Below are 24,377 nucleotides of genomic sequence, written 5' to 3' on the forward strand. Positions count from 1 at the left end.
GATAAAGAAGCAGCCTGTATCAGGTTGTAGCTTGGTTGGTTAGAGCGCACCCCGTGCTTTGTGGTAAAGAGCAGGGTGAGGTCGGCCTGAATAGCTCGAAATTGGGTCTGTAGCTCAGTTGGTTAGAGCGCACCCCTGATAAGGGTGAGGTCGGCAGTTCGAATCTGCCCAGACCCACCAATTTTGCTTGTGTGGGAAACGCCTGTAGAAATACGGGGCCATAGCTCAGCTGGGAGAGCGCCTGCCTTGCACGCAGGAGGTCAACGGTTCGATCCCGTTTGGCTCCACCACTACTGCTTCTGTTTGTTGAAAGCTTAGAAATGAGCATTCCACCAAGACGGTGATGAATGTTGATTTCTAGTCTTTGATTAGATCGTTCTTTAAAAATTTGGGTATGTGATAGAAAGATAGACTGAACGTTACTTTCACTGGTAACGGATCAGGCTAAGGTAAAATTTGTGAGTAATTGCGAATTTTCGGCGAATGTCGTCTTCACAGTATAACCAGATTGCTTGGGGTTATATGGTCAAGTGAAGAAGCGCATACGGTGGATGCCTTGGCAGTCAGAGGCGATGAAAGACGTGGTAGCCTGCGAAAAGCTTCGGGGAGTCGGCAAACAGACTTTGATCCGGAGATGTCTGAATGGGGGAACCCACCTAACATAAGTTAGGTATCTTAAGCTGAATACATAGGCTTAAGAAGCGAACCAGGGGAACTGAAACATCTAAGTACCCTGAGGAAAAGAAATCAACCGAGATTCCCTTAGTAGTGGCGAGCGAACGGGGACTAGCCCTTAAGTGGCTTTGAGATTAGCGGAACGCTCTGGAAAGTGCGGCCATAGTGGGTGATAGCCCTGTACGCGAAAATCTCTTAGTCATGAAATCGAGTAGGACGGAGCACGAGAAACTTTGTCTGAATATGGGGGGACCATCCTCCAAGGCTAAATACTACTGACTGACCGATAGTGAACTAGTACCGTGAGGGAAAGGCGAAAAGAACCCCGGAGAGGGGAGTGAAATAGATCCTGAAACCGTATGCGTACAAGCAGTGGGAGCCCACTTTGTTGGGTGACTGCGTACCTTTTGTATAATGGGTCAGCGACTTATTTTCAGTGGCGAGCTTAACCGAATAGGGAGGCGTAGCGAAAGCGAGTCTTAATAGGGCGTCTAGTCGCTGGGAATAGACCCGAAACCGGGCGATCTATCCATGGGCAGGTTGAAGGTTGGGTAACACTAACTGGAGGACCGAACCGACTACCGTTGAAAAGTTAGCGGATGACCTGTGGATCGGAGTGAAAGGCTAATCAAGCTCGGAGATAGCTGGTTCTCCTCGAAAGCTATTTAGGTAGCGCCTCATGTATCACTGTAGGGGTAGAGCACTGTTTCGGCTAGGGGGTCATCCCGACTTACCAAACCGATGCAAACTCCGAATACCTACAAGTGCCGAGCATGGGAGACACACGGCGGGTGCTAACGTCCGTCGTGAAAAGGGAAACAACCCAGACCGTCAGCTAAGGTCCCAAAGTTATGGTTAAGTGGGAAACGATGTGGGAAGGCTTAGACAGCTAGGAGGTTGGCTTAGAAGCAGCCACCCTTTAAAGAAAGCGTAATAGCTCACTAGTCGAGTCGGCCTGCGCGGAAGATGTAACGGGGCTCAAACCATACACCGAAGCTACGGGTATCACTTAGGTGATGCGGTAGAGGAGCGTTCTGTAAGCCTGTGAAGGTGAGTTGAGAAGCTTGCTGGAGGTATCAGAAGTGCGAATGCTGACATGAGTAACGACAATGGGTGTGAAAAACACCCACGCCGAAAGACCAAGGTTTCCTGCGCAACGTTAATCGACGCAGGGTTAGTCGGTCCCTAAGGCGAGGCTGAAAAGCGTAGTCGATGGAAAACAGGTTAATATTCCTGTACTTCTGGTTATTGCGATGGAGGGACGGAGAAGGCTAGGCCAGCTTGGCGTTGGTTGTCCAAGTTTAAGGTGGTAGGCTGGAATCTTAGGTAAATCCGGGATTCTAAGGCCGAGAGCTGATGACGAGTGTTCTTTTAGAACACGAAGTGGTTGATGCCATGCTTCCAAGAAAAGCTTCTAAGCTTCAGGTAACCAGGAACCGTACCCCAAACCGACACAGGTGGTTGGGTAGAGAATACCAAGGCGCTTGAGAGAACTCGGGTGAAGGAACTAGGCAAAATGGCACCGTAACTTCGGGAGAAGGTGCGCCGGTGAGGGTGAAGCATTTACTGCGTAAGCCCATGCCGGTCGAAGATACCAGGCCGCTGCGACTGTTTATTAAAAACACAGCACTCTGCAAACACGAAAGTGGACGTATAGGGTGTGACGCCTGCCCGGTGCCGGAAGGTTAATTGATGGGGTTAGCTAACGCGAAGCTCTTGATCGAAGCCCCGGTAAACGGCGGCCGTAACTATAACGGTCCTAAGGTAGCGAAATTCCTTGTCGGGTAAGTTCCGACCTGCACGAATGGCGTAACGATGGCGGCGCTGTCTCCACCCGAGACTCAGTGAAATTGAAATCGCTGTGAAGATGCAGTGTATCCGCGGCTAGACGGAAAGACCCCGTGAACCTTTACTATAGCTTTGCACTGGACTTTGAATTTGCTTGTGTAGGATAGGTGGGAGGCTTTGAAGCGTGGACGCCAGTTCGCGTGGAGCCAACCTTGAAATACCACCCTGGCAACTTTGAGGTTCTAACTCAGGTCCGTTATCCGGATCGAGGACAGTGTATGGTGGGTAGTTTGACTGGGGCGGTCTCCTCCTAAAGAGTAACGGAGGAGTACGAAGGTGCGCTCAGACCGGTCGGAAATCGGTCGTAGAGTATAAAGGCAAAAGCGCGCTTGACTGCGAGACAGACACGTCGAGCAGGTACGAAAGTAGGTCTTAGTGATCCGGTGGTTCTGTATGGAAGGGCCATCGCTCAACGGATAAAAGGTACTCCGGGGATAACAGGCTGATACCGCCCAAGAGTTCATATCGACGGCGGTGTTTGGCACCTCGATGTCGGCTCATCACATCCTGGGGCTGAAGCCGGTCCCAAGGGTATGGCTGTTCGCCATTTAAAGTGGTACGCGAGCTGGGTTTAGAACGTCGTGAGACAGTTCGGTCCCTATCTGCCGTGGACGTTTGAGATTTGAGAGGGGCTGCTCCTAGTACGAGAGGACCGGAGTGGACGAACCTCTGGTGTTCCGGTTGTCACGCCAGTGGCATTGCCGGGTAGCTATGTTCGGAATAGATAACCGCTGAAAGCATCTAAGCGGGAAACTAGCCTCAAGATGAGATCTCACTGGGACCTTGAGTCCCCTGAAGGGCCGTCGAAGACTACGACGTTGATAGGTTGGGTGTGTAAGCGCTGTGAGGCGTTGAGCTAACCAATACTAATTGCCCGTGAGGCTTGACCATATAACACCCAAGCAATTTGTGAACTCGAGAGAGACCAGATTGCGGTGTGTGAAGACGAAACGAACCGAAAGTTCGCAGCAAAAAAACACACAAATCTATCGCATACCCATTCGCTGGAGCGTGAACCTGAAAAGGCAAACGAGCTGGCTACCGAATTTCTTGACGACCATAGAGCATTGGAACCACCTGATCCCATCCCGAACTCAGCAGTGAAACGATGCATCGCCGATGGTAGTGTGGGGTTTCCCCATGTGAGAGTAGGTCATCGTCAAGATTAAATTCCGAAACCCCTATCTGCGTATGCAGGTAGGGGTTTTGTTTTGACCGCGAGAAAGTGAGCTAAGACAGCCGCACAAATTTGCACAGTTATTTTCGATGCAGAACACTAGAATAGGTCCATCTTTTTCGGAGCAAGAGCCTTTTATGCCAGATTCGGTTGACGCCCCAGGGCTGTCAGATTTACCGCTGGACGACTTGGTGGCGTGTCATGAGTGCGACCTGCTGATGCGCAAGCCCGAACTCGCCCATGGCGAGAAAGCCCTCTGTCCGCGCTGCGGTTACGAGCTCTACGCTCATCGGCACAATGTCGTTCAGCGCAGCCTCGCCTTGGTCATCGCCGCATTGTTACTGTATGTGCCGGCGAACTTTTTGCCCATCATGCAACTCAATCTACTCGGGCAATCGTCGCAAGACACTGTCTGGACCGGCGTTGTCGGCCTGTTCAACACCGGCATGCAAGGTGTCTCGGTCGTGGTGTTCCTGTGCAGCATGGGAATCCCGCTGCTCAAGTTGCTCTGTCAGTTGCTGGTGCTCCTGAGCATTCGCTTCGATATCGGGCGTAGCTACGGATTGTTGCTCTACCGCATTTACCACCATCTGCGGGACTGGGGAATGCTTGAGGTTTACCTCATGGGCGTATTGGTCGCGATCGTCAAGCTGGCAGATATGGCAGCCATCACCGTCGGTCTTGGCTTGGCGTGCTTCATCAGTTTGTTGTTGGTCCAGGTGTGGTTGGAGGTTGTGATGTCGCCTCACCAGATCTGGCAGGCTTTGTCAGGAGAAGATGCCCATGCGGGCGATTGATGCAGGCATTCTGATTTGTATCGAATGTCATGAGTTGAACAAGCAAGACGCCGACACCGACGAGCAGGTCTGCACCCGTTGCGGTGCGCTGGTCCATGCCCGACGGCCGAACAGTTTGATGCGCACCTGGGCGTTGCTGGTCACCGCCGCGATTCTCTACATTCCGGCCAATGTGCTGCCGATCATGACCGTCAGCTCCTTGGGCAAGGGCGATCCCAGCACCATCATGTCCGGTGTGATCCAACTGGTTCAGCACGGCATGATTCCGATCGCAGCCGTGGTTTTTATCGCCAGCATTCTGGTACCAACGTTCAAACTCGTCGGTATCGCATTGCTGCTGTTTTCGGTGCAGCGGCGCCAGCCACTGTCGGCACGCCAACGAATCGTGATGTACCGCTTCATCGAGTTCATCGGCCGTTGGTCGATGCTGGATATCTTTGTGATCGCCATTCTGGTGGCGGTCGTCAATTTCGGACGGCTTGCCAGCGTCGAAGCCAATCTTGGCGCCATCGCCTTCGCCAGTGTGGTGATTCTGACGATGCTTGCCGCAGTTACTTTCGATCCCCGACTGATTTGGGATAACACGGAGTCGGACGACGACCATGACTGATTTGCCTACAGCGAAAACCCGACCGGCCTCGAACTGGTCAGCTATCTGGGTCCTGCCACTGATCGCCCTGATCATCGGCGGCTGGCTCGGCTGGCGTGCCTACAACGAAACCGGTATCGAGATTCAGGTGCGCTTCGAGAGTGGCGAAGGCATTCAGGCCAACAAGACCGAAGTGGTCTACAAAGGCATGTCGGTCGGTAAGGTGAAGACCCTGAAGCTCGATGATGAAGGCAGCTCCAAAGGGGTGATCGCCACAGTCGAGATGAACAAGGACGTAGAGCAGTACCTCAAGACCAGTACCCGTTTCTGGCTGGTCAAGCCGAGCGTGAGCCTGGCCGGTATCACCGGCCTGGAAACCCTGGTGTCGGGTAACTACGTGGCCATCAGCCCTGGTGAAGGCGAGCCGACCCGCAAGTTCAAGGCACTGGCCGAAGAGCCGCCGCTGTCGGACTCCAAGCCCGGTCTGCACCTGACCATCAAGGCTGATCGCCTGGGTTCGTTGAACCGCGGCAGCCCGGTGTTCTACAAGCAGATCAAGGTCGGCCAGGTCAAAAGCTACCTGCTGTCTGAAGACCAAAGCACGGTCGAGCTCAAAGTGTTCATCGAGCCGACCTACGCCAGCCTGGTGCGCAAACACACGCGCTTCTGGAACTCCAGCGGCATCAGCATCGACGCCAATCTGTCGGGTGTAAAAATCCGCAGCGAATCCTTGGCCAGCATCGTCGCCGGCGGTATTGCGTTTGCCACGCCGGAAAACCGCAAGGACAGCCCGCCTACCGATCCGAGTCTTCCATTCCGTCTCTATGAAGACTTCGATGCAGCCGCCGCCGGTATTCGGGTCAAGGTCAAACTCAGCGATTTCGAAGGCCTGCAGGCTGGTCGTACGCCAGTGATGTACAAAGGCATCCAGGTCGGCAACCTGAAGGCGCTGAAGATTGACCCGGACCTGTCCGCCGCTACCGCAGAGTTGACCCTTGATCCATTGGCCGAGGATTACCTGGTCACCGGCACGCAGTTCTGGGTGGTCAAGCCGTCGATTTCCCTGGCAGGCATCACCGGTCTGGAAGCCTTGGTCAAAGGTAACTACATCGCTATTCGCCCGGGCGACAAGGGCAGTGCGCCGCAACGCGAGTTCGTGGCGCGGGCCAAGGCGCCGCCGCTGGACTTGCGTTCACCGGGCCTGCACATGGTGCTGTTCACCGAGAACCTCGGTTCCCTGGAAGTCGGCAGCCCGGTGCTCTATAAGCAGGTCAAGGTCGGTTCGGTCCAGAGTTATCAGTTCTCCAAGACCAAGAAACAATTGGTGATCGGCGTTCATATCGAGAAAGAATACGAAGGGTTGGTCAATGCCTCGTCGCGGTTCTGGAATGCCAGCGGCATCACCCTCAGCGGCGGGCTGACCGGAGGCATCCAGGTTAAAAGTGAATCGCTGCAAAGCCTGATGGCCGGCGGTATCGCTTTCGAAACCCCGGAAGCCAAGGCGCCGCTGCAAAAGAAGATCCCGCGTTTCCGTCTGTTCCCGAGTCATGACGATGCGAACCAGAAAGGCGCGGTGGTCACCATCAAAGTCGATCGCGCCGATGGTTTGCGTACTGGCACGCCAATCCGCTTCAAAGGTCTGGACGTCGGTAAGATCGAAGATGTCGACCTGACCGATGACTTGCAGTCGGTGATGCTGACCGCACGGATTACCGAAGTGCCGGAACGTATTGCGCGGGTGGGCAGTCAGTTCTGGGTGGTCAAGCCTGAGCTGGGGTTGATCAAGACCTCGAACCTCGAAACCCTGGTCACCGGCCAATACATCGAAGTGCAACCGGCGGCGAAAAACCTCGGTCCGCAGAAGAACTTTGTAGCGTTGGCCAATCCGCCGGAATCCGCCAAAGTTGAAGCCGGGTTGAGTCTGGTATTGAGCGCAGCCCGCCGTGGTTCGCTGAAAACCGGCGTGCCGGTGACTTATCGCGAAATTACTGTGGGCAAGGTGACGGGTTATGAGTTGGGCTCGACAGCGGATCGTGTGTTGGTGCACATCCTGATCGAGCCGAAGTACGCGCCATTGGTGCGCAGTGGCACGCGGTTCTGGAACACCAGCGGTTTTGGTCTGGACTTCGGCCTGTTCAAAGGCGCGACAGTGCGGACCGAATCGCTGGAGACCCTGATCCAGGGCGGCATCGCTTTCGCCACACCGGACGGCGAACGCATGGGCACCCCGGCCCGACCAGAGCAGACGTTCCCGCTGTTCGACAAGTTTGAAGATGAATGGCTGACCTGGGCGCCGAAGATTTCTCTCGGCAAATAACCCCGGGCAACAGATATGAAAAAGGCCGCGATCCATTGGATCGCGGCCTTTTTCGTATCTAACGGTTCAAATCAAACCGCATCCAACTCCGGCTCGTCCGCTTCAACGTTGACAGTCGCCTTCACTTCATCGTGACGACGAATGTACTTCCAGTCCGCCTCATCGATATAGATCCCGTTCGGGCCGCTGCCACCTTCCAGGTCAATCGCCACACTGGCGCAGACCTGCGGCTTCACACTCGCCAGGATCGGCACGAAGCCCAGTTGCAGGCTGGTTTCCAGCAGCGCTGCCTGGTTCTTCTCATCGATGTCCGCCGCCTCATCGAGGTAGTACGGCAGGCGCACGCGACCGGCCTGGTCGCGGTCCATCAGGTGCAGCAACAAGTACATGTTGGTCAGCGCCTTGATGGTCATGGTGGTGCCGTTGGACGCCGCGCCATCGATGTCGGTGTGGATCACTGGCTGACCGTTGACCTTGGTAATCTCGAACGCCAGCTCGAACAAGTCCTTGAGCCCGAGCTGGTTGTGGTTCGCCGCCACCAGCCGCGCCAGGTATTCCTTGGCTTCTTCGTTCTTGTTGTCCTGATCGGCACTTTGGCTCAGGTCGAACACGGAAAGGGTTTCGCCTTCCTCGTACTGCCCGGCGCTGTGGATGATCTGGTCGATGTGCTTGAGCGCTTCCTTGTTCGGCGCGAGGACGATGCGGAAGCTCTGCAGGTTGGACACCTGACGCTTGTTGATCTCGCGGTTGAACAGCGCCAATTGATGCTCGAGGCTGTCGTAGTCGCTGCGGATGTTGCGCAGGGTCCGGGCGATATCCGTAACCGCGGCACGACGCGCCTTGCCGAGGGTCAGCGCTTCGTCGGTACGGTGCGCGTACGCGTTGATCAGCAATTGCAGTCGACGCTCCATATCGTCTTCGCTGTCGAACTTGGCCACGCCTTTGAGGCGCACCTGCGCATACAGCGCCTCGATCTGTCCGTCGCTGCGCTGCAATCCCTGCCAGCTGTCCTGGTAGTCGTTGAGCAGCGGCAGCAGGTTGTCCATGGAGTCGTCGATCGGGTCCATGAACGGTGTGCCGAACGGCAGGTCTGCCGGCAACAACTGACGGCGGCGCAGGGCGTCGTCGAGAGTGCGTTGCTTGGCTTCCATGTCGCCGATCTGCCGGCCGACCAATTGCAACTTGGCCGACAGTTGCTGGACGCGTTCGGTGAAGGCGTCGCTGGAACGCTTCAACTCTTCCTGCGCCGCTTCCATCTGCGCCAGTTGCTCAAGCTTGTCGTCTTCCTCGGCGCTCAGGGTTTGTGCGCGACGGAAATCTTCCAGGGCTTTCTGCGCGTCCAGCACTTGCTGGTACAGCGCTTCGGTCTGGGTTTTGCTCGCTGCGCGGTCAGCAACCACGGCGGCTTGGGTTTTCAGTTGCTTGAGTTCTTTTTCCAAGCGCTCTTTCTGATCACGCAACGCGGCGCGGTCAGCCAGGGCTTGCAGGGCTGGCGGCTCAATGTGCGAGATATCGATGGCCAGACCCGGTACTTCGAAACGCTCGCCTTTAAAGCCATCGAGGATCAGCTCCAGGGATTTGACCCATTGACCATCCTCGTCCAGCGTAATCCCGTGCTCGCCCAGCGGCAGGCTGAACAGTGCGCTGTTGAACAGGCGCATCAGGCGCTCGACGTCCTGTTGCGAGAACTCTTCACGCAGACGCGCGTAGCTGTTGTTGTCAGCGTGATCGAGTTGCTGTTTCACCGACTTCAGGCGTTTTTCCAGATCCCGCAGACGTTCTTCCAGATCCTCAGCGCTGAACTGCCGCGACTGCGCCAACGCGCCGGCCAATTCATCGTGAGCATCCTTGGCCGCCAGCAGTTGCTGCTCCAGGACTTTGACGTCGGTGACCAAGGCGAAGCGATGCTTGAGCACCGACAACTCGCCGAGCCAGCGCTGGATGCCGGTGATTTCCCGCTCCAGGCGCATCAGCTCCTGGGTGCCGCCACGCTGATCGTTTTGCAGGGCGTCCTGCTCGTTGCGGTAGTGCTCGGCCTGAATGGTCAGCTCTTCCTTGCGCGCACTGGCGTAATCCGACCAGGTGCCGAGCAAGGAGTCGAGCAGCGGCGAGATGCGATGCAACTTGCCACGCAGGATGTTGCGCTGGGCTACGCCTGAGGCAAGGGCTTCAACCAGCGGGCCGGCGGTGACCAGCGAGTTGTAGTCCTGCTCCATGCGTCGTACATCGCGGAACGCTTCTTCGCACGCGGCGATGTAATCGACGCTACCGGAACGCAGGCTGTGTTCGAAGGCATCGAGGAACAGCTGCTTGAGCTTGGCCGCGGTGATTTCGCGCATGTGCAGCAGGTTGATGAACAACGCGCGGAAGGTCTTGAGGCTTTGTTCGCTGGTGGAGCGCAGCGGGATCAGGGTCAGGTCCAACGGAATCGAGGTGTGACCGCCAACCAGCAAACGCCGCAGTTCATCGGGCTTGAGTTCGTACGCTTTCAGGCCTTCGCGCTCAAGGTTGGTGAACAGCTCTTTCTGGCGCAGGCAGGTGTCGTTTTTCTGGTAGTGGGCCAGGTCGAGTTTGCCGGCGTAGGCAAAGAACTGGTGACCGAAACCACCGCCCGGGCCACGACCGACCACGCCGATCACGTGCGGGCCGTGGGGCAGGGAGACTTCGACCAGGATGTAACTGGTGTCCGAGGCGAAGTAGAAGCGCCGGGATTGTTCCAGGCTGTACTTGCCGAAACTCATGTCCGACATGCGCGCCAGGATCGGGAACTGCAAGGCGTTGATCGAAGCGGATTTGCCGAGGTTGTTCGCGCCGTAGACCGACAACGGTTCTTCCAACGGGAACAGGCCGAGGCTGTAACCGGCGGTGTTCAAAAGGGCGAAGCGGCGAATGCCGTAGCGTTCCTTACTCATGCGTCGGTCTCCTGTTCTTCGGCAATGGCGCGGGCCATGGCGTCTTCTTCGCTTTCTTCTTCGAAGTCACTGAGGTCTAGCGGATCGTCGGTTTGCAGCAGCTTTTCATCGCTGTCGTCATCGATCAGTACTGGAACCGGCAACGGCAAGACGCTGTGCAGGCTGGCCGCCAGATCGCGGTCTTGTTGGACCGACAGGCAGACATCGAGGAAACGGTGCATCGGCGGCAGGAAACGGTAGATGCCGTTTTCTTCACCGGCGAAACCGAGTTGAGTCATGCGGCGCATGATTTTTTCTTCGAGCTCTTCGACGGTCTGCACCTCGGCCTGGATAAACAGGTCGCGGTACTTCTCCAGCAACGACGGCAACTCATCGCGGCCAAGGCTGCCACCATCAAGCACGGCCACCGGGTCGCGACCCTGGTCGGCCAGGTGCTCGACGAGGATGAAAGTGAACAGCGCCAGGCGTTGTGCAGTCTTGTTCACCGCCGCAGCGGCGAGGTCCGGCACGAAATAGTAGAAACCACGGGTGTCGCAAACCAGTTCATAGCCCAACGCCCGGAACAGCGTGCGGTACTGGTCCTGGAAGTTCGACAGTTGCGCGTACAGCTCCGGATCGCGGCGGCTGACGTGGTAGCCCTTGAACAGCTCGCGAAAGATCGGCGCCAGCTGGGACAGTTCGTTTAGATCAAGATGCATTTGGGATGCTCGCAGAATCCTCGGCGGCGGTGTCGCGGGCCAAGAGCAGGGCGAAGGAGCGCAGGCTGACCTGATGCTCATGAGTGTGGTAATCACGGCGTTCCAGACGCTCGCGTTTGAAGCGTTTTTCCCGCGACAGGCGCGAGAACCAATACAGCAATTCGTCGGTGGCGCCGTCCGGTTCCTGCTCCAGCAGCCAGGTCATCAGGTCCGGCATCGGCAGTGCGTCTTCGCAGCGTTCGAGCATTTCCCGAACCGTGCGTGGCGCGCGCGGGGCTTCGCCTTTCTGGGTCTTGTGGGCCTTGGGGAAGCGCGCCGGTTTTGGCTCGAAACGGGCCAGGGCATACACGTAGGCTTCAACCTGACTGGCGCTACCGAGGAAGGTGCTTTGCGGTCGCGTGAACATCGGCATCGCGGCTTGCGGCACTGCATCGATGCCTTTGCGACGGATGGCCGACAGAGCCAGCGCCGCGCCACGGGTCACGGCATTGTGACGGCGCGCTTCTTCACGCAACGGCAGCAGCAATTCCCGGGCGTGACGCAAGGTGAGCTGGGCGCTGGTCTGCATTTCGAGGATGCGCGCGTGGGTGCGCAGCAGCATGTCGTCGTCGACCAGATGGCCGAGGCGCTGCTGTTCGGTGAGCATCTTCAACAGAACGTTCTCGACCTTGCGCACGCCTTGTTCAAAGGCGCCGTCGGCGTTCACCAGTTGAATCATCGGCTCGACGTATTCGTCCCAGGTCGCCAGCACTTCGGCATAGCGCTGACGCAGCGGGATCTGCCGGTCGCTGGTTTTTGCGCGCTCGGCGACGGCCACCAGGGCCTGTTCGTCGTTGGCGAGTTTCTTCAGGACATCGCGTACGCGCATGTCGAGCAGACGCAATTGGCGCGCCAGGTCGTGGCCGTCGCGGATGTCGAAGGCGTCCTGGATGTAACCGGCCAGCCGTTCGAGATGGCGCAGATACGCTTCGATTTCCAGGCACAGGCCCAGGCGGTGCTCACGGCGCAGGTAGGCGAGAAAGTCGTGGATCTGCGCATTGAGCTCGAAACGGTTCGGGCTTTTCGCCACGGGCACCAGAATGTCGAGGCGAATCCACACGTCCAGCAGGCTGGTGATGTCCTGCGGGGTACTGTCCAGTTGCTGGGCGGCCAGCTGTGAACGCAGTTCGTTGAGGCTTAGGGTGCCTTGGTCGAAGTGCTCGCACAGTGGCTCCAGAAGTGCCCAGTGTTCAGCGAGGGCGCGCAAGACGCGCTTGGGTTCGATCATCGGGATGGCCGGCTGGTTGTCGAATAAAAGCAGCGATTGTACTGCATCAGACCCGTTGCGATTCACTCGCGGGACGGACAGTAGGCTTTCTATCGATCAACAGCGGGCGATCTTGAGCGAAGGGCGGTAGAATCAGCGCACTTTAGTTATCCACAAGTGGCCGACCTTTGCTTATCGAGTCCCGTCGCCGCGCTTATTTGACCGCCATGCAGGTGGTCAACTGGCTGCCGCGCACCGAATTGCCCTTTGCCGCGCCCTCGCGCCCCGAACTGCTGGAGGCACCAGAGCCGTTGGTCGTCGCCCCGGTGGTGCCGGCGACCGTGGCTGAGGCACCCGTAGAACCGGTGGTCAAACCCGCCGAGCGGGTGAAAATTGAGGTGCCGCGGCCATCGCTGGCCAGCACGCGCACCAACGCCAAGGCCGAAGAAGAAGCCGCACCGGTGGTGACCAAGGCGCCCGTCGTGCCGCCGCCGCGTTTTGCCCTGCAATTGCTGCGGGCCGGGCGTTGCCTGCTGCTGGTGGAGTTACCCACAGGCGAAACCTTCCAGACCCGCGATCCCGCCTACATGTTGCTCAAGGACATGCTGCGTGCCGCCGGTCTGCCGGACAGCCCGCAGATTGTCGGCGAGCCGGTGCGCTGGCCGCTGTTGGTCCGCGGCACCATGGACCAGGGCCCGGAAGCGGCGCGCGACTTCGTCCAGGGCTTTCTTTCGGCCCGGCTCGAAGACGCCCCGTGCGTGTGTCTATGGCTGATCGGCCTGCCGGCGGTGCGGTTTGCCGGTGAAGCGAACGCCGAATCCTTCAACCGTGAACTCCAGGTCGAAGGCCTGGGCTCGGTCTGGGCCCTGCCGGGCCTGGAATTATTAATGGAAGAGCCACAGCGTAAGGCTGATGTCTGGCAAGCCATGCGTCGGCTGATGGCGCGCTGGAAAGAATCGAATGAGTGACGCTGTATCGTTCCGCCCGATGACCGAGGCGGACATGGACGCTGTACTGAAGATCGAATACGCGGCCTATAGCCATCCGTGGACCCGCGGGATTTTTCTCGACGGCCTGGGCAAGTACCAGATCTGGCTGATGTTCGAAGGTTCGCAGCAGGTTGGCCACGGGGTGGTGCAGATCATTCTTGATGAAGCGCACCTGCTGAACATCACCGTCAAACCGGAGAATCAGGGCCGAGGCCTGGGTTTGACGTTGCTGGAGCATTTGATGTCCCGGGCGTATGACGCCAAGGCGCGGGAATGTTTCCTGGAAGTGCGCGACAGTAACCGTGGGGCCTTCAAGCTGTATGAGCGATATGGGTTTAACGAGATTGGTCGGCGCCGGGATTACTACCCGGCGGTAGGCGGCCGGGAAGATGCCGTCGTCATGGCCTGTACCCTGGTCGATTGAGATTTAAAAGCTTCGCGGGCAAGCCTTGCTCCTACAGGTTTCGTGGCGTTCACCGACTGGGTGTCCGACGAAATACCTGTAGGAGCAAGGCTTGTCCGCGAAGGCGTCAGATCAGGCGCTAAAGATCAACGATTGCCGTCAATCGGATCGCGCTTTGCCAACTCTGCCTCATCCAGACCATTACCCCCGCCAATGTCGTCTTCATCGACGATGCTCAAATCCCAGTCGGCCTGATCGCCTTCGCCCGCTTCGTGGGCATCCCGCGAGCCGTCTTCGCGAATCAGGGTTTCCGGGCTCATGTCATCGTCGGTGGACTCATGGTCATCGGTCGAGGCCCCGGTCATGCCGGCTTCGCGCACTCGCTCCTTGGGCATCAGGCGTTCGCGTTCATTTTCCGGCAGCTCGTCACCGATTTTGGCGCTCGGTTCTTCCTCGTCGAAATCCAGCTCATGCATCGAGCCCATGCGGTCTTCATTGTCGTCGATGGGCTCGGGTTGCACCGCATCATACGGACGTCGTGATTCAGTCATGGCAATTCCTCATACTGTGGGCCTTACTAGGGTGGACCCACTGGACTCCTGAGAATTCCGCCGACCTGGAAGACCGGCTATCCACATCACGCGCGTGACCCCGACGGGCGGTCGTCTGTCAAAGCTGCGCACCATTCTTGAGGCTTCATTGCATGAACGAATTACAAGATCTGATTGATAACAACGAACGCTGGGCTGACGCGATCACCAAAGAAGATCCTGATTTCTTCGCCAAACTGGCCCGCCAGCAAACCCCGGAATACCTGTGGATCGGTTGCTCCGACGCCCGGGTGCCGGCGAACGAGATCGTAGGGATGCTGCCCGGCGACCTGTTTGTGCACCGTAACGTGGCCAACGTGGTGCTGCACACCGACCTCAATTGCCTGTCGGTGATTCAGTACGCGGTGGATGTGCTCAAGGTCAAACACATCCTGGTCACTGGCCACTACGGCTGTGGCGGCGTGCGGGCATCGATGCAGGACCGCCAGTTGGGCCTGATTGATGGCTGGCTGCGCTCGATTCGCGATCTCTATTATGAAAAGCGCGAAGAGCTGGCCAAGTTGCCCACCGAAGAAGAACGGGTCGACCGCCTCTGCGAGCTGAACGTGGTCCAGCAAGTGGCCAACGTCGGCCACACCAGTATTGTGCAAAACGCCTGGCATCGTGGGCAGAGCCTGTCGATCCACGGTTGCATCTACGGCATCAAGGACGGTCGCTGGAAAAGCCTGAACGCCACCATCAGCGGTTTCGAGCAACTGCCGCCGCAGTATCGCTTGCGTCCGGTTGGGGCGTTGTAACGCCGCTCAGCACAGGCTTCGCCGACGCCAGTGTTGCAAAAACAACTGGCCGTCGGCGTTCGGCGGTTCATCGTAGCCGGTGATCCAGCCGCGACACTCTGCCGAGCCGCACTGACAAGCGAACTGGCGCCGCAGTTTGTCTTCGGTACTCGCGTAATCCATGGTCAGGCGGTCGCCGCTGTTGATGTCCTTCAGCGCCCATAACCACAGCTCGCTCATGTCGAGAAATACGTTCGGGTCGCAGGAGTGACGCAGCAGCCCGCAAAAGCGCGGGTCGTAGACGTGGATGCCGGGTGCCAGTTGCCGTGTATGCCGACAGCGATAAGGCAGCAAATGCCCTGAAGCGCGGCAAATGCGGCTGATGCGGGGAAATGACCGGCGTGCCGCGACGGCTCGGGGCGAGCCATGGGCATCGTAGATGATGTCGAAATCGGCCTTGGCAGGAAATCCAAGGCGAACGGGCAACTCTGTGAAAGGGTAGATGCCGTCCGTGGGTGGCTTACGGGATTCATGCAGCGCTTGGGCTTTCATAACGATCCTTGTCGACAGGGTGCTGCGACTTCCAGACAGCTGACGTCCTGTCAGCCCTGCAACACTGGGTATGCCTCAAGCCTCTCGCAAATCAGATACTCGGTCTACTGTCAGAACTGACAGGAGAAATAGACGCTTTTGCGCGTCAGCATTGGCTCACGCGCAAAAGTCTTTCAGCGTTTCAGAGGTGCGGAGCAGGGACCGCCGGCGCAGGGGCCGGGGCTTGCAGCTGTTGCAGCTGTGATTTGACCGGCGGGGTGGCGCACTTGGCCGCTGCGTCGGCCGGCGTCAGGTTGCGGATCGAGGTGTAGAACAACTCGCAGGTCTTTGCTTTCTGGGTCACTTGCCAGGTCTGGGTGCAGCTTTTCAGCTGGGCCGATGGATCGCTGCCCGGCTTGCTGCCCATCCCCGCCTGCCAGCAAGCGGCGCTCAAATCCTGGCCCATGACGGTCAGACCGGCGGCATCAGCCTTGGCCTGGGCATCGGGGCCGGTGTAACTGTCCGGGTCGGCGGCGTACCAGATGTAGCTCGGATGGTTGGAACCCAATACCGGCACTTTCACCCCGGCACTCGGGCTGATCGTGGCCAGGCCCAGCACACCCACAGTCACGCCGTATTGCGCCTTGATCCAGTTACGTACCGGCGCACCGAAGGCGACCATCGGCAACGCGGCGCCTTTGGCGTTCTGGCTGACTTCCTTGACCATGGTCGTCTGGTAGTCCTTGAAGTAGTCGTAGACACCTTCCAGGTCCTTGCCGGCGCTGGACGGCGCGGCAATCGGCGCGATGTCGATGATGGTCTGGTAGGCCGGGGTCTGGGCGGCGGGAATGCCGTTATCGACCAGCAGCGTGGCCCAGCGATCGGTGGTGGCTGATTCCAGATAATCCTGGGCCTGGGTCAGCGAATAATCCGGCGGGAAGTGCAGCAATTCGACACTTTTGCGGTTTTCCAGGGCCATGCCCAACGGCAGGAACAGGTACCAGCTATAAGCCCATTTGCCATCAATGTTGAGCTTTTTCGCGCCGTTGTACGCCAGATCCCCGGCATCCAATAAAGCCGCCAGGGGTTTGTCATAACCCTTAGGGACGCCAGTGATTTCGGCATAGAGCTGATGGTTATCGGTTTTCACCCGGACTTTCGCGGCGCTGTAACCATCGCGCTGCACGCTCTGGGTCAGGTAATGCTCGACGGTCTGCTCCAGCGTCCAGTTGCGGAAGCAGATCACGTTGCAATTGTTGGGGTAGGCGAAGAGGCGGGTGACGCGCTCGGTGCTGCCCAGCTTGAGATCGACATCGGCGTGGGCGGCGGCACTCAGGGTGAGGGCGGCGAGGGTAAGTCCTGCGAGTTTGAACATGCTCAGATCCTTTTCAGCGTGGGCCCTCGTAGTCGGGGGCGGGTACATACTGAAACCAGATGTGTCGGGCGGTCCAGTGTCGATGCAAAAAAGATCGCAGCCTGCGACAACGCCTACATTTGCGCGGGTACACGCCCTGTAGGAACTGCCGAAAGCTGCGATCTTTTGATCTTGCTATCAATCAACCCGAAAAATGCAGGGCATTGGTCAAATCCCCCATCGGCTTTTGCCCACGGGCAATCATCGCGTCATCACGCATTTTGATCCCGTCGAGGGTTTCCAGGCCAAAGGTGCGCGTGATCAGCCGCAGGATCGAAGCGGTGTCATACACCGTGTGATCCACCGTGCCCTTGCGCGAAAACGGCGAAATCACCAGCGCCGGAATCCGTGTTCCCGGGCCCCAGCGATCACCCTTGGGCGGTGCCACGTGGTCCCACCAGCCGCCGTTTTCGTCGACGGTGATCACCACCACCATGTTTTTCCATTGTGGACTTTGCTGCAGCACTTTCAGCGCGCGAACGATATGCCGGTCACCCGAGGCGATGTCGGCGTACCCGGCGTGCATGTTCAGGTTGCCCTGGGGTTTGTAGAACGTCACCGCCGGCAGCTTGCCGGCCTCGGCGTCGGCCAGGAACTTGTTGGTGCTCGACTCATCGCCCAGGCCACCGTCGCGCAGACGCTTGGCGCGCTCGGCCGGGTTTTCCGGGCCTTGGCGCTTGAAGTAGTTGAACGGCTGATGGTGGTACTGGAAATTCGGGATTTTCGGAATGGCCCCCGAATCCTTGTACTCATCGATCGTCGCTTGCCAGGCGCCGCCGTACCAGGCCCAGTCGACGTTCTTTTTCGACAGCTTGTCGCCGATGTGTTCATGGGTTTGCGGCACCAGCACGCTAGGCAACGGCTTGGCGTAGTCCGGGCGCTCGGGGTCGCGAATCCAGGTCGGCCAGTACGGTGGCGCCATGGTGTTCACCGCGTAGCCATCAGGTGTCAGCAGGCTTGGGCCGAACTGCGGCGGGCCGGTCATGGCGCTGGCGGGCGAGGCGTCCAATGGCTTGAGACGGTTGTCGGTCGGGTCATCGCTTTGCAGCGTGGCGATCTGTGGCTTGGCGATCGAGTTTGCGGCATCGGGGTAGAACGGCACCTGCGCGCTGATCAGGTATTGATGGTTCAGATACGAGCCGCCGAAAGCGCCCTGGAAGAAGTTATCGCAGAGCACGAATTCCCGGGCGACATCCCACAAGCGCAATGAATAGCGGGTTTGGGCGTAGTGGCCGAAAGTCAGGCCTCCGGAGTCGGCCCAGGCGACAAAACGGTCATTCTTGCCACCATTGATTTGCATCTGATTCTGATAGAACACATGCCACAGATCGCGGGTCACCAGGCTCAGCGGCAAGTCTTCGCCTTGCGGGCCTTTGAGGGCGTAGGGGATATTGGGCAAGTGTTCCTGGAATTGCGTGCCAGCGGGATAGATCACGCCATCGAGGGTTTGCGGGCCAACCTGATTCAAACCGCCCCAAACCGGTGGCAGGGTCGAGAGCAGGCTGCCGTCGCGGTCCCGTTGCTGGTAATCCTCAGGCTTGAGGGCCGACAGCGGTTTTTCGATCCCCGGGAAATCCGCAAACAAGTTGTTGAAACTGCGGTTTTCACCGTAGATCACCACCACGTTTTTCACGTTTTCGTGCAGGGCTTTATCCAGCTCGGCGGGTGTCAGCGGACGCTCGACCGGTTTGCCGGGCTCGTTGTCTTTAGTGCCGCAGGCGCTCAGGGTCGCCCCGACACCCAATACCGCAACACCACCGAGAAAGCGGCGGCGACTGGTATCGGCGGGTTGATCGGTTTCAGGGGAGGGGATGTCGTTTCCATCTTTTTCGTCGTTCATTCCAGCTCCTGTTTTCTTGCAGAATTGTGGCAATTTGTTGCGATATGTTTCGGCGGGACGCTAGCAGCGCGATGTGACGGGGAGGTTACACGAAGTTGGATCCGATCTGCAGTTGCATGACCGGTATGGAAACTGAGGCGAGGGAGCTTGCTCCCGCTGGCGCGCGAAGCGGCCCTGAGACTGGCCAGCGAGTTGTTTCAGGAGAAACGAGGTGGCCGGGTTACGACTGCTTCGCAGCCGAGCGGGAGCAAGCGCCCTCGCCACAAAAGCGGCGTTCATCGCAGAACCGATGAACGCCTGACAACATTTAAGGCATCACCGGCGCCGTATAAACCAGCGTCGTCCCCAACGCCCACAGCAGAAACAGCACCAGCGGCGTATGCACCAATAACTGCACGAACGAAAACCCGATCAAGTCCCGCGCCTTCAACCCGAGTACGCCCAGCAGCGGCAGCATGTAGAACGGGTTGATCAGGTTCGGCAGGGCTTCGGCGGCGTTGTAGATCTGCACGGCCCAGCCCAAGTGATAGTTGAGATCAGTGGCCACTTGCATCACGTACGGCGCTTCGATGATCCATTTACCGCCGCCGGACGGGATGAAAAAGCCGAGAATCGCCGAGTACACGCCCATCAACAGCGCGTAGGTGTCGTGGGAGGCGATTTGTACGAAGAAGGTCGAGATGTGGTGGGCCAGGGTCTGGGCATCGGTGCCTTTGACGGTGGTCATCAGCGCGGCAATCGAGCCGTACAGCGGGAACTGGATCAGCACGCCGGTGGTGGTCGGCACCGCGCGGGACACCGCGTCGAGGAAGCTGCGCGGGCGCCAGTGCAACAGGGCGCCGAGCATGATGAAGAGGAAGTTGTAGGTGTTCAGCCCGGAGATCGCGCTGATCGCCGGTTTGGTCGAGAACTCATGGAACAGCCAGCCGCCGGCCAACAGTACCAGCAGAATCGTCAGTAACGGGCTGTGTTCCAGCCATTCGCCGGGGCGGGTGCGCGGTTGCAGCGGTGGCAGGTTGAAACTCGGGTCGATCCCGCAAGCCTTGGCATCGCGCGCGCTGTTCGGGCCGGGGGCGGTGGCGTAGGCGATGATCAGCGAGACCACGATCAGCGCCAGCAGCAGCACGCCGGACTGCCAGAGAAAGATCGTTTGAGTGAACGGGATGACGCCGGTGATCGACAGAATCGACGGCGGCAAACTGGCCGGGTTGGCCTGCAATTGCGCGGCGGACGACGACAACCCCAACGCCCAAACGGCGCCCAGGCCCAGATACGCAGCGGCACCGGCGGCGCGGTAATCCATTTTCAGATCGGTGCGGCGGGCGAGGGCGCGCACCAGCAAACCACCGAAAACCAGCGACAAACCCCAGTTCAGCAACGAGGCGACCATCGAAATCAATGCGACCCAGGCCACGGCGGAGCGACCGTTTTTCGGGATCCGCGCCAGGCGATCGATCAGCTTCACCGCTGGCGGCGAACTGGCGACCACATAACCGCCAATCACCACGAACGCCATTTGCATGGTGAACGGAATCAAACTCCAGAACCCGTCACCGAAGGCCATGGCGGCGTCGGTGGGTTTGGCGCCCATGGCCAGGGTCGCCAGGGCCACGATGATCACCGCCAGGGCGGCGAACACCCAGGAATCAGGGAACCAGCGTTCGGCAAAACCTGAGCAGCGCAGGGCAAAGCGGGCATAGCGGCTATCGTCGATATCAGCGGCCACGGGAGTACCTCGGATTTTTATGATTATTGTGATGTTCCGGGCCGCAAAGGCCCGTCTGGTCAGGTGCCAACAGTAAATCAATCGCAGTTTTTTTGCGGGGCTGTTTTAGGGTTTGGCGCACATTGCGTCCCGTGCGTCATGGGAGGATGCTGCGCCGTACCCAACTCAAGGAATGACTGCGTTTGAACAAGGACAGCACCTTCGCTTATCAGGCCGTGTATCGCTACCTGGTCGAGTTGATCGACTCGACCCGGACCGAGGGCGAGTGGAAACTGCCGTCATTGCGCCAGTTGGCGTTGCGCCTGAATGTCTCGGTATCCACCACCAAGTGTGCGTACGCCTTGCTTGAAGATGAGGGCCGCGTCTTTTCCCGGCCCAAGCTCGGGTACTTCTGCCGCGCCGGCTCGACGCAACTGCCGACACCGGCCGCCAACCTGCTCGACAACGTTTACGCCTACGCACGCCAGCCCGGCATGCTGGCGCTGAGCAGTGATGCGCCGTCGATGTTGCTGTCGCTGGAAAACCCGTTGTTGATGACCGAGCGCGAACTGTCGCGCCAATACCCGCGTTCGGCGGTGCCGTTGTATCAGCCATTCGGCGAGATCGAATTACGCACGGTGTTGGCTGAGCGCTACACCCGTTCGACCGCGCACTACTGGCGGCCGGAACAGGTGTTCATCGGCGCCGACCTGCGCAGTGTGCTGGACATGTCATTGGCCGCGCTGAACCTGCGAGGGACTGTGGCGTTGGTCGAGTCGCCGTGTTCCTGGGCGATATTGCGGCAGTTGCACGCGGCGGATATCCGGGTGATCGAGGTACCGCTGCAAATCGATGGCCGCTTTGACCTGCAGCAGGTTCACGACCTGTTGCAGCGTGAAACCGTAGCGCTGGCGGTGTTCTCATCGACCGTGAGCATGCCCCACGGCAGCCTGATGCCGGCCGCCGACAAACAACAGTTATGCGATTGGTTGAGGGCGCGGCATATCTGGCTGTTCGAAAACGACAGTTATGGCGAGTTCGGTTTCCTGCCCGAACAGTCGCGCTACCGGGATTTCGCCGACCCCGAGCGGCTGGTGGTGTTTTCCACCTTCGATAAAGTCATCGGTTCGGAAGCACCGTTCGGTTATGTGTTGATCCGAGGTCAGGACGCCGCGATGCAGCGCCAGTGCCTCGACCGTGCTTTTCGCCTGTCGCCGATCCGGCAAAAAGCGCTGGCGCGTTTGTATGGCTCGCGGCGAATCGATCGGCACGCGCAGGTGTTGCGCGGTCTGCTCCAGGAGCGCATGACGCAGATGACCCGCCTGCTCCAGGAGCACGCCGCCGACCAGTTCAACGTGGTGGCAGCGGCGGGGGGCGCAACATTGTGGGCGCAGTCGGTGTACCCGGTGGACATGCGCCGGGTGTTCGAGCGCCTGTTGGCCAAAGGCATCGTGATTGCCCCCGGCGAGATGTTCAGTCAACAGGGTTTGTGGCGCAATTGCCTGCGCCTGAGCTACACCGTGGACTGGAGCAAGGACATCGGCCTGGCCGTGAAGACCCTGGCCGAGGCCATAGACCAGGAGCGTCAGCTTACGCCGTAGCAATGCTGCATCTGTGGAAACTGGCCGTTGCGCACTTCATCGGCGAAACATTCGAACGCCTGGCTGATCAGTGCGCCGACATCCGCATAGGGTTTGACGAAGCGCGGCACATATTCGCCGCCCAGGCCCAGGATATCCTCGGTCACCAGCACTTGCCCGTCGCAGGCCGGTGAAGCGCCGATGCCGATGGTCGGCATCGCCGAGATATCGCTGATGCGCCGGGCCAGCGGTTCGGCCACCCCTTCCAGCAACAGGCTGAACGCGCCGGCGGCGAGGTGCGCGCGAGCATCTTCTTCGATGGCCGCGGCGGTCGTGTCGTTCAGGCCCTGGGCCTTGAAGCCGCCCATGACGTTGACGTACTGCGGCATCAGGCCGATATGCGCCATCACCGGAATGCCGCGCTGCACCAGGAATTCCACGGTGCTGGCCAGGGCCTTGCCGCCTTCGAGCTTGAGCGCATCGCAACCGGTGCGGGCCAGCACTTCGGCGCAATTGCGGTAGGCCTGCTGCGGCGATTCCTGATAACTGCCGAACGGCATGTCGGCAATCACGCAGGCCAACCGGGTGCTGGCCACCACCGCGCGGGTATGGCCGATGATTTCTTCCAGGCTCATGTCCAGGGTCGAGGTGCGGCCATAGCCGACCATGGCGGTGGAATCACCGATCAATATGAAATCGACAAACGGGTCCATCAACTCGGCCATCGAGCGGGTATAAGCGGTCAGCGAGACGATTTTCTGCTGGCCTTTCATCGCCACCAACTGGGGAACGGTCAGGCGTTTACTGCGGGTATGGCTGATCATGGCGGCTTTCCTGTGGGTTGGAAAGTGCCCGATTATTGGTGTCGTGACGCTGAATTCAATGCACAGAGCGTGGCTGAAAACCAACCCAGAAACCTGATCGGCTTGTCCACCGGCGCATTTGCGTAGACCATGTGCGCCTTGGTTTTTGCCCGTGCCAGAGTTCTTTTCATGACTGCCAATACCGAAACGCGCCCGGCGCCGTTCACCCGTTCGGACTACAAGACCTTGAGCCTTGCGGCACTCGGTGGGGCACTGGAAATCTACGATTTCATCATTTTCGTGTTTTTCGCCCTGACCCTCAGTCAGCTGTTCTTCCCGCCGGAAATGCCCGAATGGCTGCGCTTGCTGCAAAGTTTCGGGATTTTCGTCACCGGTTACCTGGCGCGGCCGCTGGGCGGGATTCTGATGGCGCACTTCGCCGACAAACTGGGGCGCAAGAAAGTCTTCAGCCTGAGCATCCTGATGATGGCGCTGCCGTGCCTGCTGATCGGGATCATGCCGACCTACGCACAAATCGGCTATTTCGCACCGTTACTGCTGCTGGTCCTGCGCATCCTCCAGGGCGCGGCGGTGGGCGGGGAAGTGCCGAGCGCCTGGGTGTTCGTCGCCGAGCACGCGCCGGCCGGGCATCGCGGTTATGCGCTCGGATTCCTCCAGGCCGGGCTGACGTTTGGTTACTTGATCGGCGCGTTGACCGCGACCTTCCTGGCCCAGGCCTTCACCCCGGCAGAAATCCTTGATTACGCTTGGCGCTATCCGTTCCTGCTCGGTGGCGTGTTTGGCGTGATCGGTGTCTGGCTGCGTCGCTGGCTCAGTGAAACCCCGGTGTTCATGGCGATGCAGGCTCGCCGCGATGAAGCCGTCGAGCTGCCGCTGCGCACGGTACTGCGCGAACATCGCCTGGCGATGCTGCCGGCAATGATCCTCACCTGTGTGCTGACGTCGGCGGTGGTGGTGTTCGTGGTCATCACCCCGACCATGATGCAAAAAACCTTCGGCATGACCGCCAGCCATACCTTTGCCCTGAGCGCGTTGGGCATCGTGTTCCTGAACATCGGTTGCGTGCTCGCCGGTTTGCTGGTCGATCGTATTGGCGCCTGGCGCACGGTAATGCTCTATAGCTTGCTGCTGCCATTGGGCATCGGTGTGCTCTATACCTGCCTGATCATCGGCGGCGACTGGATCGGCCTGGCCTATGCGATTGCCGGTCTCAGTTGCGGCGTGGTCGGCGCGGTGCCGTCGGTGATGGTCAGCCTGTTCCCGGCACGGATTCGCGTCTCGGGGATCTCCTTCACCTACAACATTGCCTACGCCGCCTGGGCGAGTATCACACCGCTGCTGTTGATCGGTCTGATGCCGTGGAGTCCGTGGATCTGTGTGATTTTCTGTGCGGTGATGGGCGCGGTGGGCGTGAGCAGCGCGGCGTATTTTGGCGCGCGCATGCCCAAGGTCGGGAGCCCTTCCGTGGCGCCCTGCCTGTAGCTATCTCGGGGACGGGCGCGGCG

At 59.1% G+C, this 24,377-nt stretch carries 17 protein-coding genes, 2 tRNA genes and 2 rRNA genes; 12 read left to right on the plus strand and 9 right to left on the minus strand.

All coding sequences use genetic code 11. The features are described 5' to 3' along the window. Positions 1–103: 103 nt before the first annotated feature. The 7 genes from HKK52_RS25505 (at position 104) to HKK52_RS25535 (ending at position 7,403) form a co-directional block, all read left to right on the plus strand. Positions 104–180 (plus strand) — tRNA-Ile (locus HKK52_RS25505). A gap of 34 nt (positions 181–214) precedes the next feature. After that, a tRNA-Ala gene (locus HKK52_RS25510) sits at positions 215–290 on the plus strand. Positions 291–524: 234 nt separating this feature from the next. Continuing rightward, positions 525–3,414: ribosomal RNA gene (locus HKK52_RS25515) — 23S ribosomal RNA — on the plus strand. Positions 3,415–3,572: 158 nt separating this feature from the next. After that, positions 3,573–3,688 (plus strand): 5S ribosomal RNA (gene rrf, locus HKK52_RS25520). Positions 3,689–3,837: 149 nt separating this feature from the next. Continuing rightward, positions 3,838–4,497: a paraquat-inducible protein A gene (locus HKK52_RS25525; RefSeq protein WP_169373060.1), complete on the plus strand. Its 660-nt coding sequence runs from the start codon at positions 3,838–3,840 to the stop codon at positions 4,495–4,497. Next, positions 4,484–5,107: a paraquat-inducible protein A gene (locus HKK52_RS25530; RefSeq protein WP_169373061.1), complete on the plus strand. Its 624-nt coding sequence runs from the start codon at positions 4,484–4,486 to the stop codon at positions 5,105–5,107. Before HKK52_RS25525 ends, HKK52_RS25530 begins: the two co-directional genes overlap by 14 nt. Further along, the gene (locus HKK52_RS25535) at positions 5,100–7,403 is read left to right on the plus strand and encodes a PqiB family protein (RefSeq protein WP_169373062.1); all 2,304 of its coding nucleotides are present in this window, start codon (positions 5,100–5,102) and stop codon (positions 7,401–7,403) included. Before HKK52_RS25530 ends, HKK52_RS25535 begins: the two co-directional genes overlap by 8 nt. Positions 7,404–7,474: 71 nt before the next feature. On the opposite strand, the gene mksF is transcribed toward HKK52_RS25535, so the two are convergent. From mksF to mksB, 3 genes are read right to left on the minus strand one after another with little or no spacing between them, the layout of a single operon-like run. Beyond that, entirely contained in the window at positions 7,475–10,315 is a 2,841-nt protein-coding gene (gene mksF, locus HKK52_RS25540) for an Mks condensin complex protein MksF (RefSeq protein ID WP_169373063.1), read from the minus strand. After that, on the minus strand, positions 10,312–11,013 hold the full coding sequence (gene mksE, locus HKK52_RS25545; protein WP_169373064.1) for an Mks condensin complex protein MksE: 702 nt from the start codon (positions 11,011–11,013) through the stop codon (positions 10,312–10,314). The genes mksF and mksE overlap by 4 nt, the downstream gene beginning before the upstream one ends. Continuing rightward, positions 11,003–12,280: an Mks condensin complex protein MksB gene (gene mksB, locus HKK52_RS25550; RefSeq protein ID WP_169373065.1), complete on the minus strand. Its 1,278-nt coding sequence runs from the start codon at positions 12,278–12,280 to the stop codon at positions 11,003–11,005. The genes mksE and mksB overlap by 11 nt, the downstream gene beginning before the upstream one ends. Before the next feature lie 206 nt (positions 12,281–12,486). Here mksB and HKK52_RS25555 point away from each other — a divergent pair, with 206 nt between their 5' ends. Next, positions 12,487–13,227, plus strand: coding sequence for an energy transducer TonB (locus HKK52_RS25555; protein ID WP_169374292.1), 741 nt, complete (start codon positions 12,487–12,489; stop codon positions 13,225–13,227). Further along, the gene (gene rimI / locus HKK52_RS25560) at positions 13,220–13,672 is read left to right on the plus strand and encodes a ribosomal protein S18-alanine N-acetyltransferase (RefSeq protein ID WP_123410073.1); all 453 of its coding nucleotides are present in this window, start codon (positions 13,220–13,222) and stop codon (positions 13,670–13,672) included. The genes HKK52_RS25555 and rimI overlap by 8 nt, the downstream gene beginning before the upstream one ends. A 125-nt stretch (positions 13,673–13,797) precedes the next feature. On the opposite strand, the gene HKK52_RS25565 is transcribed toward rimI, so the two are convergent. Beyond that, the gene (locus HKK52_RS25565) at positions 13,798–14,202 is read right to left on the minus strand and encodes a serine kinase/phosphatase (RefSeq protein WP_169373066.1); all 405 of its coding nucleotides are present in this window, start codon (positions 14,200–14,202) and stop codon (positions 13,798–13,800) included. A gap of 152 nt (positions 14,203–14,354) precedes the next feature. Here HKK52_RS25565 and can point away from each other — a divergent pair, with 152 nt between their 5' ends. Next, entirely contained in the window at positions 14,355–14,999 is a 645-nt protein-coding gene (gene can / locus HKK52_RS25570; RefSeq protein ID WP_123514497.1) for a carbonate dehydratase, read from the plus strand. A 6-nt stretch (positions 15,000–15,005) separates the two neighbouring features. On the opposite strand, the gene HKK52_RS25575 is transcribed toward can, so the two are convergent. The 4 genes from HKK52_RS25575 to HKK52_RS25590 all read right to left on the minus strand — a co-directional run bounded on the left by HKK52_RS25575 (position 15,006) and on the right by HKK52_RS25590 (position 20,489). Next, entirely contained in the window at positions 15,006–15,530 is a 525-nt protein-coding gene (locus HKK52_RS25575) for an SET domain-containing protein-lysine N-methyltransferase (protein ID WP_169373067.1), read from the minus strand. Positions 15,531–15,711: 181 nt separating this feature from the next. After that, a complete protein-coding gene (locus HKK52_RS25580; protein WP_169373068.1) occupies positions 15,712–16,884 on the minus strand; it encodes a hypothetical protein in 1,173 nt (390 codons plus the stop codon). A gap of 181 nt (positions 16,885–17,065) precedes the next feature. Continuing rightward, the gene (locus HKK52_RS25585) at positions 17,066–18,763 is read right to left on the minus strand and encodes an acid phosphatase (protein ID WP_169373069.1); all 1,698 of its coding nucleotides are present in this window, start codon (positions 18,761–18,763) and stop codon (positions 17,066–17,068) included. A gap of 307 nt (positions 18,764–19,070) precedes the next feature. Beyond that, positions 19,071–20,489, minus strand: coding sequence for a short-chain fatty acid transporter (locus HKK52_RS25590; protein WP_169373070.1), 1,419 nt, complete (start codon positions 20,487–20,489; stop codon positions 19,071–19,073). A gap of 182 nt (positions 20,490–20,671) precedes the next feature. On the opposite strand from HKK52_RS25590, the gene HKK52_RS25595 reads away from it, so the two are divergent. Further along, a complete protein-coding gene (locus tag HKK52_RS25595; RefSeq protein WP_169373071.1) occupies positions 20,672–22,069 on the plus strand; it encodes an aminotransferase-like domain-containing protein in 1,398 nt (465 codons plus the stop codon). Here the strand turns inward: HKK52_RS25595 and panB are convergent. After that, complete coding sequence (gene panB / locus HKK52_RS25600; protein WP_169373072.1) at positions 22,054–22,872, minus strand: 3-methyl-2-oxobutanoate hydroxymethyltransferase; 819 nt, start codon at positions 22,870–22,872, stop codon at positions 22,054–22,056. The two genes, HKK52_RS25595 and panB, sit on opposite strands and share 16 nt — an antisense overlap. A gap of 168 nt (positions 22,873–23,040) precedes the next feature. Here panB and HKK52_RS25605 point away from each other — a divergent pair, with 168 nt between their 5' ends. After that, positions 23,041–24,354, plus strand: a complete 1,314-nt coding sequence (locus HKK52_RS25605; RefSeq protein ID WP_169373073.1) for an MFS transporter — start codon at positions 23,041–23,043, stop codon at positions 24,352–24,354. Positions 24,355–24,377: the final 23 nt, after the last annotated feature.

Source organism: Pseudomonas sp. ADAK2 (genome assembly GCF_012935755.1).
GTDB lineage: Bacteria > Pseudomonadota > Gammaproteobacteria > Pseudomonadales > Pseudomonadaceae > Aquipseudomonas.